This is a genomic window from Pseudomonas sp. PB105 (genome assembly GCF_009764655.1).
In the GTDB taxonomy this organism is placed as follows: Bacteria; Pseudomonadota; Gammaproteobacteria; order Pseudomonadales; family Pseudomonadaceae; genus Aquipseudomonas; species Aquipseudomonas cyclaminis.
In genome coordinates this window covers 1-12645 of record NZ_RWIO01000010.1, presented here as the reverse complement: position 1 = coordinate 12645, position 12645 = coordinate 1, and the positions used below count along the sequence as shown (strand labels likewise).

7 protein-coding genes are annotated in these 12645 nt (G+C 62.0%); 1 reads left to right on the top strand and 6 read right to left on the bottom strand.

The annotated features are described in order from the left end of the window. Window positions 1-706 (top strand): proline dehydrogenase family protein (locus tag EJD88_RS01745; RefSeq protein WP_158876434.1); only part of this gene is annotated, 706 nt, incomplete at its 5' end. A 170-nt stretch (window positions 707-876) separates the two neighbouring features. On the opposite strand, the gene EJD88_RS01740 is transcribed toward EJD88_RS01745, so the two are convergent. The 6 genes from EJD88_RS01740 to recC are packed head-to-tail and all read right to left on the bottom strand — an operon-like array spanning window position 877 to window position 12436. Continuing rightward, on the bottom strand, window positions 877-1368 hold the full coding sequence (locus EJD88_RS01740; protein ID WP_099587223.1) for an OmpA family protein: 492 nt from the start codon (window positions 1366-1368) through the stop codon (window positions 877-879). 4 nt (window positions 1369-1372) lie between these two features. Next, window positions 1373-2635 (bottom strand): diguanylate cyclase domain-containing protein, encoded by a 1263-nt coding sequence (locus EJD88_RS01735; RefSeq protein ID WP_158876432.1) that lies wholly within the window; start codon window positions 2633-2635, stop codon window positions 1373-1375. After that, window positions 2632-3198 carry a YfiR family protein gene (locus tag EJD88_RS01730; RefSeq protein ID WP_099587221.1) on the bottom strand — a complete coding sequence of 189 codons (567 nt, stop codon included), beginning with the start codon at window positions 3196-3198 and terminating at the stop codon, window positions 2632-2634. Before EJD88_RS01730 ends, EJD88_RS01735 begins: the two co-directional genes overlap by 4 nt. 12 nt (window positions 3199-3210) lie before the next feature. Then, complete coding sequence (gene recD / locus EJD88_RS01725) at window positions 3211-5316, bottom strand: exodeoxyribonuclease V subunit alpha (protein WP_158876430.1); 2106 nt, start codon at window positions 5314-5316, stop codon at window positions 3211-3213. Next, window positions 5313-8987, bottom strand: a complete 3675-nt coding sequence (recB, locus tag EJD88_RS01720) for an exodeoxyribonuclease V subunit beta (RefSeq protein WP_158876428.1) — start codon at window positions 8985-8987, stop codon at window positions 5313-5315. Before recB ends, recD begins: the two co-directional genes overlap by 4 nt. Then, window positions 8984-12436 (bottom strand): exodeoxyribonuclease V subunit gamma, encoded by a 3453-nt coding sequence (gene recC / locus EJD88_RS01715; protein WP_158876426.1) that lies wholly within the window; start codon window positions 12434-12436, stop codon window positions 8984-8986. The genes recB and recC overlap by 4 nt, the downstream gene beginning before the upstream one ends. Window positions 12437-12645: the final 209 nt, after the last annotated feature.

Below are 12645 nucleotides of genomic sequence, written 5' to 3'. Positions count from 1 at the left end.
GGCGACCGATTACATTGATTTGCTTGAAGCGATTCAAGCCAATGGATTAAAAGCCAACATTTCGATCAAGCCTTCCTCGCTCGGATTGCTCCTGGACATGCAGCAATGCGAACGCCTGGCAGAGCGCATTCTTGAAGCCGCAGAGGGCCACAAAAACTCTGTTTGCATAGACATGGAAGATGTCAGCTGCACGGAAAAGGAAATCGATCTGTTCACCCGGTTGAGGAGAAGCCATGACAATGTTGGGCTGGCATTGCAGGCCTACTTGAAGCGTACTTATCAGGATATTGAGGTGCTCACACGCGAAACAAGCACCTTACGCATCTGCAAGGGTATCTATGTGGAGGATCGATCGCACCTTGTGAGCGGCTCATGGAATGACCGTACCGCTATCAACAAGCATTTTTTGGATCACGTCATGCGCTGTTTTAAAGCCGGCAGCTTCGTCGGTGTGGCCACGCATGACGCCGCACTGATCGAGCACGTTATTGCTCTGGCCCGCGACAACGGGATCGACAGAACCCAGTTTGAGTTCCAGATGCTGCTAGGCGTTTGCGAACCCTTACGTGACAAGGTGTTGAGAATGGGATTCAGCGTGCGTATTTACGTACCCTTTGGTATGGACTGGTACGGTTACAGCACGCGCAGACTTAATGAGAATCCTAGTATCGCGGGTCATGTCGCCAAAGCACTTATCGGTCTCTGACGGCCTAATAAAGCTTGCCCCGCGCGGGCCTGCTAAGCGGCCCCAGGACTTTCACCTCGACTGATTCTGGCACTCTGTGGTGACCTTATTGGGGCTGCTGCGCAGCCCAGCGCGGGGCAAGCCCCCTCCCACACTTTGATTGCATTTCAAGTTGAGAGGGGTGAGGCGACTCAGTCCGCGATGACCACAATCGATACCCGACGATTCTCCGTACGCCCCGCCGCCGTGGTGTTGGACGCCACGGGCTCGGCGCTGCCCAACCCGCGCAGTTGAATGTTTTCTTCTTTCATGCCCACGCCTTGCAGCACCGTGGCCACGCTTTTGGCGCGGCGCAAGGAAAGTTGTTGGTTGTAGATTTCCTTGCCCGATGCATCGGTGTGGCCGTCGACGCGCACGCGTTCGATGCCCACGCCCAGCAGGGCTTTGCCGATGCGCTGGACGATGTCAGTGCTGGGCTGGTTGAGGGTTTCGACGTCGCTGCCGAACAGTACTTTGCCCGACAGGCCGAATGCCCAGCCTTCGTCGGTGAGTTCGAAGCCTTGCTGTTTAAGGACCGCGACCTGCGCCGGGGTCAGGCCTTTGGGTGGGGCGGTCTGGCAACCGCCGAGGGCAAGGAAAGCCACCAGCAATGAGATGAATAAAACGCGCGCGGTCGAGAACAAGGGATCAACTCCTGTGTTGAGTGTTGACGGTAGAGTGCTCCGACTCTGCCGTTTGCTGGCCGCCCTGAGAAAACCGTTTGGCCTGATACATCGCCGCGTCAGCGGCGTTGAGCAAGGTGCCGGGAGTGACACCATGATCGGGATAAATGGCGATGCCGATGCTGAGGGAGGTCAATACGTGAGTATTGCCGGGCACGGCAATCGGCAGGTCCATGCTGGCGATGATCTTGTCGGCGATGCGCTGGGCATCCTCCACTTTGTGCAGCGGCGCCAGCAGGATGGCGAACTCATCACCGCCCAGGCGCGCCACCAGGTCATCGTCACGCAGTTGTGCACGCACGCGGTCGGCGACGGCCACCAGCACGGCGTCGCCGGCGGCATGGCCGAAGTTGTCGTTGATGTCTTTGAAGCGGTCACTGTCGAGGAACAACACGGCGACCCGTTCGTTGACCTTGGCAGCGCTACGCAGTGCGCGGATCAGCCGGCCTTCGAAGAACGCCCGGTTGGGCAGGCCGGTGAGGCTGTCGTGGTTGGCCTGGTGGGCGAGGGTTTCGTTTTCGCTTTGCAGGTGGCTTTGCCAGGCTTCCATCTCGCCGAGCAAGGCATTGAAGTCGCTGCCCAGGCTGTCGAGTTCGGCGATGCGCGCCGGTGGCACGCGACGGTCGAAGTCGCGTTCGCTGCGCGCAGCGTGGGCCACGGCGGCGAGGCTTTGCAGCGGCCCGGTGATGCCCTTCAGCAGCCGGCGCGCCAGGTGCAGGGCAACCCAGGCGCTGAGGACGGTACAGATCAGGATGCCCGCCAGCCCGCTGAGCAGGAAGCGCAGCAAACTGCCACCGTGGCCGGTCAAGTGGATGCTGCCGATGGTACGGCCCTGGTGCAGGATCGGCTGGCTGATGGGCTGTTCAAGCAGGGTATGCGCCAGCGCCAGTTCAACCCGCGAAAGCATGCCGGTTTCGGGGCGCTCCCAATGCGCCAGCAGCCTGCCGCTGGCATCGAACACATCGGCCTGGGCCACTTCTTCCGTAGAAGCAATCAGGCTAAGCGCCTCGGTGGCCGCCGCGCGGTCGTTGAACACTACCGCCGCTTCGACGGTGTAATTGATGGAACGTGCGATCAGGTGCAGGTTGTGTTCGGCGTAGACCCGCAGCGCCAACACGCCAAGCAGGGTCAGGGACACGCTGGCCAGGGTCACGGCCACCAGCGCCAGGATCAGGTGCCCTCGGCCAATGACCGAGCGCAGGGTTGGGCGCACAATCACGGCTGTCATGAGGCCGGCGCCCGGCGACGGGACAGTTGCAGCACACTGGGGTGAATACGCACGCCGCTGCGTGCCACCGAGTCGAGGTTGACCTCGAACGACACTTGCTCATCGCCCACCCGCAGGCAGAACAGGCTGCCGACGGTGCACTGGTCGCCGCCTTCGCTGATGCTGAGCACCGGGTGACCGATCAACGAGGCAAACAGGCGGCTGCGTTCATCCGTGCTGAGTTTGCCGATGTACACGGCGTCGCAGGCGCTGACGATGTCGGGATGGTCGGCCAACAGGCGGCGCACCACCACCGGACGGCCGGTGGCCTGAGTGGTGCCTTTGATCAGGTCGTCGGTGTATTGGGTGGGGCCGACGATGCACAGGCGCAGTTGTGCAGGCTCCACGGGCCAGCGGGCATAGCTGAGGATGCCGAGGACCACTTGGGTGACGGCCTGGGCGCGTTGGACAGCCGGGCCTGGGGCCTCAGCAAACACGCGGGGCGCCAGCAGCCACAAAACCGCCACAAGCAGCAGGCGTCTCCAGCTCAAACTTCGCTCTGTGGGCGAGACGGCCACGTTCATGCAGCGATACTCTCAGGTGTTTTCGGAGTGATGCCGCAACGATAGCACAGCATCAGAAATTTCTGACTCCTGACCCAACTCCAGCATCAGCCCACTCAAGCGCTTGACCTTGCGTCGCACGGCCTCTTCAAACACTCCGCCACGGGGTTCGATCAGGCTGAACCAGCGCTTGGCGCGGGTGATGCCGGTGTAGATCAGTTCCTTGGTCAGCACCGGGTTCAAGGCGTCCGGCAGGATCAGCGCGGTGTGGGTGAATTCCGAGCCTTGGGATTTGTGCACGGTCATGGCGTACACGGTTTCCACATCATTCAAACGGCTGGGTAGTACAAATCGCACGCCGCCTTGCCCGTCGTTACGTGGGAAAGCGACACGCAACACCGGGTCGCCGCCGTCACTTTCGGGCAGCTTCAGGGCGATGCCGATGTCGCCGTTCATCAGCCCCAGGCCGTAATCGTTGCGCGTCATCAGCACCGGGCGGCCTTCGTACCATTGTTCGTCACCCTCGATCAGCCGCACTTTGCGCAAGGCTGCGGTGATGCGCAGGTTCAGTCCTTCCACGCCCCAAGGGCCTTTGCGCACGGCGCAGAGCAGTTGGAACGCATCGAAGGCCTGCAGCAGTTGTTGCGCCCAGTGGGTCCAGGCGAGGTTGTCACGTGGGGTGTCGAGGGTGGGACGCGCGCTGTGCAACAGGTTGAGGTAATAGCGATAACCCTCAGCGCCGTCGCCCTGCCCATCCAGCACCAGGCGTTCCAGGGCATGGTCGTGCTCACCTTTGAGGCTGACACAGAACAGGTCGCCGTGACTGCGAGCGGCCAGCAGCTTGCGGGCCTCTTCGGCGTTTTGCTGATTGACCCAGCGCGCCAGTTGGCCGATGCCGCTACCTTCGCCGAAACGCCGCGAGTAACGCAGCATTACCACTTGCTGCGCCAGGGGATGGCTGCCGTCGAGGTCTTCTTGCAGGCCGCTGGCGTCGAGGTCTTCACCGCTGACGGCTTGCAGCCATTGGCGAGTCTGGGGGCTGTACCAGCCGGCTTCGGCGTCGCGGCACAAATCACCGAGTACGGCGCCGGCCTCCACCGAGGCGAGTTGGTCTTTGTCGCCCAGCAGCACCAGGCGCGCATGGGGCGGTAACGCGTCCAGCAGGTTGGCCATCATTTCCAGGTCGATCATCGAGGCTTCGTCCACCACCAGCACATCCAGGGGCAACGGGTTGCCAAGGTGATGGCGGAAGTGTCGGGTGCCGGGGCGACTGCCCAGCAAGCGGTGAACAGTGGTGACCTGGGTCGGGATCTTTTCCTTCACGTTTTCCGGCACTTTCAGCGACAGCACTTGCTGGCTGATGGATTCGGTCAAACGCGCGGCAGCTTTGCCGGTGGGCGCGGCCAAGCGGATACGCAACGGGCTGCCGGTTTCCACCGCGGGTGCTTGTAACAGGGCGAGCAGGCGCACCACGGTGGTGGTCTTGCCGGTGCCGGGGCCGCCGGTGACGATGCTGAAAGCACCGCGCGTGGCCAGGGCGCAGGCAAGTTTTTGCCAGTCAATCACGCCATCGGGCGCCGGCTGGTCAAACAGGCCGTTCAAGCGTTGGGGCAAGTCGGCGGCGACGGCTTCCTGGGTCGCCAGGCGCAGGCGCAGAGCGGTGTCGATGCGCCGTTCGTAGGTCCAGTAACGGCGCAGATACAGGCGTTTGCCCGACAGCACCAAGGGGCGACTGTGCGCCGACTCGCTGCCATCCAACGCCAGGGCGACCAAAGAGCTGGCGGCCAGCGCATGGCACCAGTGGGCGCCATCGAGGCCGTCGAGCAACTGCGACGGTAGCAGCATGGCGCCGGTTTGCAGGTCGCCTTCGGGCGGCAGAGACAAAGCAAAGTCCGGTGCCTTGAGGGTTTCGAACAGGTCCAGACACACATGGCCGTGGCCCAGCTGGTGGCTGGTCAGGGCGGCCGCCAGCAACACCAACGGGTCGGCGTGTGGGTCGAGTTCGTGCAGGAAGCCGACAAAGGCTTTGTCCAACGCCCGCAGCCAGCCACGATCAACCCAACGGTCCAGCAACTGGAGCAGGTCAGCGGCGCGGTCCAGAGGCTCCAGCGCCTCCAGCGGTAAGGGCGACAGGCTCATAACAACACTCCTTGTTCCCAGGCGGGCTCAACCTTGGGCGGGATGGGCTTGCCCTGGAACAACAGGTCCAGGCCTTCGATCAGCTCACGCGGCGGCCGAGTAAAAAACGCGCCTCGGCTGACGGCTTGGGTGCCACGCAGGAATACATACAGCGCGCCGCCGACGTGGCGGTCGTAATCGTAGTCCGGCAGACGCGCCTTGAGTTGGCGATGCAGGGCCAGTAGGTAAAGGACGTATTGCAGGTCGTATCGATGCTCAAGGATCGACTGTTCCATGGCCGCTTGCGTGTAGGCCAAATCGTCAGGGCCGAGCCAGTTGGATTTGTAGTCAGCCACGTAGTAGCGGCCGTCGTGTTCGAAGGTCAGGTCGATAAAGCCTTTGAACATGCCGTTGAGCAGCACCGGTTCGGCAGCCACGCGCGAGACGCCGTTATGAGTGTACTGGCACACCAGTTTGTCGAGGGCGAGCACATCGACTTTATGGCTGGCGAACCAGAACTCCATTTCAATCTGGTACTGCTGCAGGCTGCTCAGGGTGACGTGAGCGTTGTCCACCGGCAGCGGCGTGTGCAGCAAGTGGCCGAGCCAATCGCTGAGGGTGATGATCCAGCCTTCCCAGTTGCGGCGATTGCAGCGCGCGCCGACGGCGTTTTCGATGGCGTCCGGCGTCACATTGAAGCCCTCTTCACCTGCCCACTCCAGCAGGCCGTGAAGGAAGGTCCCTGGGTTGGGACCGCGTGGGAAACGGTGAATATCGCCGCCGGACGCCGCCACTTCACGCGGCGCGTCAGGGTCGAGGCGTTCGTCATCAAACAGCTTTTGCGCTTGTGGGCTTTCGGGCGCTTCGAGGCTGGCGACACTCATGCTTTCACCAATGCGCAAGGCGCTGTAGGACGCGATCCACCAGTTTTCGGCAGCCTTGCGTCTGGGCAGCAGCGGTGCAAGCAAAGTCGCTTGGTTGCGCGGCGGGTGGAACACGCTGTCCTGGGCCTCGGGCACGTGTGCATAGTGGATGGCCGGGCAGCCTTCCTGCAGGTCCAGCAGCCAGCGCGCCAGGCCGGCTGACTCACCCAACGCAGCACCCGCGCCGAGCAGGTAGCCCAGCGCTGACAGGTGCAATACCGAGCTGCTGCTGTTGCCGCGCTTGAGGTCGCCAACGCCAAGCCAGCAGGCGTGTTTGGCGCGGGTCAGGGCCACGTAGAACAAACGCAGATCTTCGGCCAGACGCTCGTCATCAGCCTGGGCGATCAACTCAGGCGTAGGGCGCAGGCTGACATGGGACTTGCCGTGTTCGTCGTGGTAATGCAGCGGCAGGCGACTGCCGTCCACTGGCTTGGCCGAGCAGATGAACGGCAGGAATACCAGGTCGTACTCCAGGCCCTTGGACTTGTGGATGGTCACGACCTTGACCAGTTGCTCATCGCTTTCCAGGCGCAGGATCTGCTCTTCGCCGGCCTGGCCCGATAACGCGAGCTGTTCGGCCAAGTGGCGGATCAACGCTTGTTCGCCGTCCAGCTCGGACGCGGCCTGTTGCAGCAGTTCGCTGAGGTGCAGCAGGTTGGTCAGCACCCGTTCGCCATCGCTGCGGGCGATCAGGGCTTGTGGCAATTTGAAGTCGTGCAGCAGACGGCGCAGCATCGGCAGCACGCCTTGGGTGCGCCAGATCATACGGTAGCCACGGAACTGCATCACGCGGGCTTCCCACGCCAGCTCGTCCTGATTCAGACGCTCCAGTTCCGGCAGTGACAGGTTCAGGGTGACACAGGCCAGAGCGGCCCGCAGTGGACGCTCAACGTCCGGCTCGGCGCAGGCCTTGAGCCACGCCAGCAGGTCGTGGGCCTCCTGGGCGGCGAACACTGAATCCTTGTCGGACAGGTACACGCTGCGCACACCGCGGTCGGCCAGCTCGGCCCGCACGGCTTGGGCTTCCTTGCCGTCGCGCACCAGAATGGCAATGTCTGACGGCAGTACGCCGCGGAAGCTGTCGTCCGGTTGTAGGAAACCGGCCGTACCCTGCTGGCCACCGTTGAGCAATTCGACGATCCGCGTGGCACACGCGGCGGCCAATTGCTGACGGTACACGGCATTGGAAACAGGCTGGTCGGTGGGCAGGTGCCAGAGGTTCATCGCTGGCAATGTTTGACCATCGACCTGCAGCTTTTCCTTACGGCCTTGGGATAGCACCGCGTGGAACGGCACCGGGTTTTCGCCTGTCGGCTCGCGGAACAGGAACGCGCCCCGGCCCGTTTCTGCGCGCTGGAACACGTGGTTCACCGCCTCGACCATCGCATGGCTGGAACGAAAGTTGGTGCCCAGGGTGTGGTGACGCCCAGTGGTGGACTGGCGGGCGCGCAGGTAGGTGTAGATGTCGGCGCCACGGAACGCATAGATCGCTTGCTTGGGGTCGCCAATCAGGAACAGGCCACTGTCGAGGTGGTTGTCTTCGATGCGGTAAATGCTGTCGAAGATGCTGTATTGCACCGGGTCGGTGTCCTGGAATTCGTCGATCAGGGCCACCGGGAATTGCTCGCGGATCACGCTGGCCAGACGCTCGCCGCCCTCTGCGTGCAGGGCAGCGTTGAGGCGGATCAGCATGTCGTCGAAACCCATTTCGGCGCGACGGCGTTTTTCTTCTTCGAAGCGTTTGCCCACCCAGCCGGCGGCGTGTTGCAACACGGCGGCGTCAGGGGTTGGCAGGGCGTCGAGAGCGGCTTTGAGGCCGGCCATGGCCTCGATGCCGGGGTGCTGCGGCGGGTCGCCCTTCCAGGCTTCGGCCATACCGTCGGGGGTCAGGCGGGTGAAGCCGGTGCCGATGTCCAGTTGCTCAAGGGTTTCATCCGCAGCCCAGGCACCGATTTTTTCGAACCAGGGCTCAAAGTAACGCGCTTGCATCTTGCGGCCGTCGACGGCTTTGTCGGCCACGGCTTGCAGGCAGATATCGCGCAGCTCTGCTGCCCATTGCTGCCAAGGTGCCTTGAGTTGTATCAGGGCTTCTCGGCGCTCTTGCAGACAGGCGTTGATCAGTTCCGCTGGCTCACGGGTTTCATTTGCAGGCCGTTCGCTGCCAAACAGTGCGCGCACCCGAGGCATCAAGGCTGCGGGTCCGCCCCAATTGTTACGCACCCAGTTGAGCGCATCGTCATGCATCGGGTAACAAAACAGCCGCCAGTAGTCGCGCAGCACTTCGCCAAGCAGGTCGCTGTGGTCGGTTTCCAGGGTTTGGGTGAACAGGCTGCCACTGTCAAATGCGTGTTCGCGCAGCATGCGCTGGCACCAACTGTGAATCGTGGAAACCGCCGCTTCGTCCATCCACTGAGCGGCGATGTCCAGGCGGTTGGCGCAGGCGGACCATTGCTCGGGCAGGTATTGCGCGCGCAGGTCAGCGATCAACGCATCAGGTTGTTCAATCTCATCGCGGAAGAAGCGTGCGGCTTCGGCCAGGCGGATACGGATACGCTCGCGCAGTTCTTTGGTGGCGGCATCGGTAAAGGTGACGACGAGGATTTGCGGTGGCAGCAACTCGCGACCGAACCCGGACTCCTCACCACCATGACCTAGCACCAGGCGCAGGTACAGTGCGGAAATAGTGAAGGTCTTGCCGGTGCCGGCGCTGGCTTCGATGAGTTGGCTGCCGCGCAGCGGGAAGGCCAGGGCCAAGGGTTTGCTGCTCATGCGCCGGCCTCCTCGCCAGTGAGTGATCGCCATGGGGCGTTGATCAGTGGTCGATACAGGGTTTCGCACCAGCCTTCGAATTCTTCGCTGGCAATCAAGGCAGCGTAATCAGGGAATTGCCGGGTGAGCGCGGGGGTTTCGCGGCGTTCGCCGTCGGTGGTCAGGCCGTCGCCTTCATAGGCTTTGCTCGCTGCGGCGTGGGCTTTGGCCGGGTCGGTTTGGCTGAGCCAGGCGAAGGCGGTTTTGACGGCGACCGGCAGCGGTTTTCTCATTGCGCTGTGCCAGGCCAGCAGCAGGTTGCGGAGGATTTCCTGGGCGGCGGGTTTATCCAGCGGCGCCAGTAGCAACGTGTCGTCACTGGCCACCAAACCGGTGCTCAGCGGCAGGCCACAGGCGCACGCCACCACATGGTTGACCCAAGGACGGATCAGACGATGCCACTTGCGTGTCTTGATCGACCCGATGCTATTGGGGATGGTGGTGACACTCAGCAATCCGCCATCACTGCGTCGATGCAGGCCGCTGATCCAGCCTTCCAGCGCAATGCCTTGATGCTCAAAACTGATCGGTTCGGCGCCGGAGTGCGGAGTGGGCCAGAGGGCCAGCAACTGTTGGTAGCGTTGCAGCAGGCCGGGCAAGGGCTCGATCAGTTCGTTGCGCAAGCATTCGCCGAACCCGACCATGGGCAGCAGGCCACTCCCCTGCAGACGCAAGGCCTGGGCGTTGAGGGCCAGGTCGAGGTGATCGGGTTGGGACAGCGCTGCATTCAACAGGCTGTCGCTGAGGCTGTAGCGTTGCAGCGCATCGAGGACAAACGGTTCTTCATCGGCCAAGGGTACTTCGGCCGCCTCGAAGAATACTTTCAGGCGCTGGCTGAAGAAGTGTTTGACCGGGTTGCGTAGGAAATCTTGCAACTGGCCGAGGCTCAGGGGTTCTTCCTGATGGTGTTGTGCCAGATCGTCTTGTTCAGGCGTCGCGACCTGCACTTCATGGAGTAACTGCCATTCGCGGGCGTAGCTGAACAGTGGATCGCCCGCGTGGAAGTAGCGGGCGCTGAAGGGTTGGAGTGGGTGCTCCTGGGTCATCGCTTCGAGCAGTGGTTGTTCTGCTTGTGCGTTATGCCAGCCGCTGGCGATATGGTCGCGCAGTTGGCCGATCAGGACGGAAGCCGGGCGCTCGCTGTTATCGCGGATGCTGCGGCCGACCCAACTGATGTAGAGCTGGTCCCGGGCCGACAGGAGGGCTTCGAGGAGCAGATAACGGTCATCTTCACGGCGCGAACGGTCGCCGGGACGGTAGTCGCTGCCCATCAGGTCGAAATCCAGCGGGGGTTGGGCGCGTGGGTAATCGCCGTCGTTCATACCGAGCAGGCAAACCAGCTTGAACGGTATCGCACGCATCGGCATCAAGGTGCAAAAATTGACAGCACCGGCGAGGAAACGCTGGGATAGACGACCCTGATCCAGGCCGGCGAGCCAGGCTTCGCGGACTACGGTGAGCGGTAACTCGTCCTGCAGGCCAACTGACTCGCAGCTTTCCAGCCAGGTTTCTCTGAGCTGCTCAAGCTGCCCCAACAGGAAATCGTCGTGCTCACTGCTGGGCAGAAAGAACAGTTGCATCAGGCGTTGCAGACGTTCGCCCCATTCGTGGGGAGCCGCTGGTTGTGACAGGGCCTGATGGGCATCGCTGAGCGCGTCGAGCAACGCTACTAGCGGGCCGATCAAGGCCGCATCGAGCCCACCGATTTCGTCGTAAGGCTCGATGCCTTCGCAGGCAGCACCGGTGCCAACGGCATAACCCAGCAGCATACGGCGAAGGCCGAAACGCCAGCTGTTCTGCTCCAACTCGCTTGGCAAACCGAGGCCAGCACGTTGTTCGGCGTTGAGACCCCAACGGATGCCAGCACCTTCGATCCAGCGGTGCAAGGTAGGTAGGTCCCGTTCCTTGATGGCAAAGCGTTCGCGCAAGGCCGGGACATCGAGCAGATCAAGAACTTCGCTGACGGGGAAGCGGCTGTCGGGGAGTTTTAACAGGTGTTCGACGGCGATCAGCAAAGGGTCGCGGCCACGTTGGCCTTGGTCGGTCAGGGTGAAGGGGATGAAACGTGGATCGTTTCTTTCCAACTGGCCGAATACTGCACGGATATGCGGCGCGTAGCTGTCAACGTCGGGGACCATGACGATGATGTCCCTTGGGCGAAGCGTGGAGTCGGCGCTGAAACGTTGGAGCAACTGGTCGTGGAGGATTTCTACTTCGCGCTGGGCGCTGTGAGCGATGTGGAAGCGGATTGAGGCGTCACGCTCCAGGTCGACGGCGGGCCACAGGTCGCGAGTCTCACTGAGTGGGCGCAGTTCGAGGATATCGTCCTGCAGTTGGTTGAGCAGCGTGGTGGGTTCGCTGTCGCTGAACAGATCGATGCGTCCATCACGGAAGGCAGCGCGGTAACTGTTGGGATCGTCGTAACTGTCCAACAGGCTGATGTAGTCGCGGCCTTGTTTGCCCCAGGCGGCGAGAAGCGGGTGGGCGTGCTGGTGCAGGGTCTGCGGGTCGATGGTGACCGGCATGCCGGCTTTGCGCGCTTGGCGTTTGTATTCGTTACGCAGTAGGTCTTTGTCGGCGACGATGTCGGACCAATGGTGCCGACAAGGGTTGTGCACGCACAGCAAGACTTGGCTGAAACGGGCCAGGCCGGCCAATGCTTCGAGTGCTTGAGCGGGCAAAGAAGAAATCCCGAAGACAATCACCCGCGAAGGCAAGCCCTTCGGCGCCTCTTCAAGGGTATTGATACGTTCGATGAAACGCTGGTGAACGCCGGCGCGGCTTTCGGCCATACCCTCTTCACCGACATCCAAGAGCAGCGCGCGCCATAGCTCGGCTTGCCAGCAATTGGCAGGATTGAGCGGCTTGGATTCCCCTCGACCATTGCGCAATTGGTGGCGGCCGGCGGCCCAGTCTTCCAGCCAGTCGGCACGGTAGACCTGATATTGGTCGAACAGATCGGCCAGGCGTTCCGATAGCTGGTAGCGTTTACGCAGGTCTGTGTCGTTAGTCAGAAAGCGCTGCAATGGCTCGAAGTGCGGTTGACCGATGAGTTCAGGGAGCAGGCGCATCAGGCGCCAGGTGAGCGGAGCTTTATCGAGCAGGGACTTGGGAGGAATTTCGTCACGTCCCAGGACCATGCGATAGAGCTGCCACATAAAGCTGCCAGGGAGCTGAACATTGATGGCGGCGGCGATTCCGCAGCCGCCCATGTCGTCGTCTTCCGGGTCTTCAGCCAGGGCCAGTTTGAGCCACTGAGCAATACCGTTGCTTTGTACCAGGGCGATTTCGTTTTCCAGGGGCGCCAGGGGGTAACGACGCATCCAACTCACCACCAGGCTGCGCAGTTCGTCCAGCCGGTTGCCGTGAACTACCATGAATCCAGCACTGAGGGACGTCGCATCCGGCATAACGGCTTCCTTGGGAAAAACAATATCGAGGCATGGACTTTAGCACTGAAGGTGCCTGAGATGACCGCCTCAGCCTTTTCCCAGCGCCCAAAACAAAACCCCATCTGCTTTCGCAAATGGGGTTTCGGAATTTAATCTTGACGATGACCTACTCTCACATGGGGAAACCCCACACTACCATCGGCGATGCATCGTTTCACTACTGAGTT

Coding starts and splice junctions, on each gene's coding strand:
- EJD88_RS01735 (WP_158876432.1), bottom strand. CDS start 2,635: ATGACAGCCGTGATTGTGCGCCCAACCCTGCGCTCGGTCATTGGCCGA.
- EJD88_RS01730 (WP_099587221.1), bottom strand. CDS start 3,198: ATGAACGTGGCCGTCTCGCCCACAGAGCGAAGTTTGAGCTGGAGACGC.
- recD (WP_158876430.1), bottom strand. CDS start 5,316: ATGAGCCTGTCGCCCTTACCGCTGGAGGCGCTGGAGCCTCTGGACCGC.
- recB (WP_158876428.1), bottom strand. CDS start 8,987: ATGAGCAGCAAACCCTTGGCCCTGGCCTTCCCGCTGCGCGGCAGCCAA.
- recC (WP_158876426.1), bottom strand. CDS start 12,436: ATGCCGGATGCGACGTCCCTCAGTGCTGGATTCATGGTAGTTCACGGC.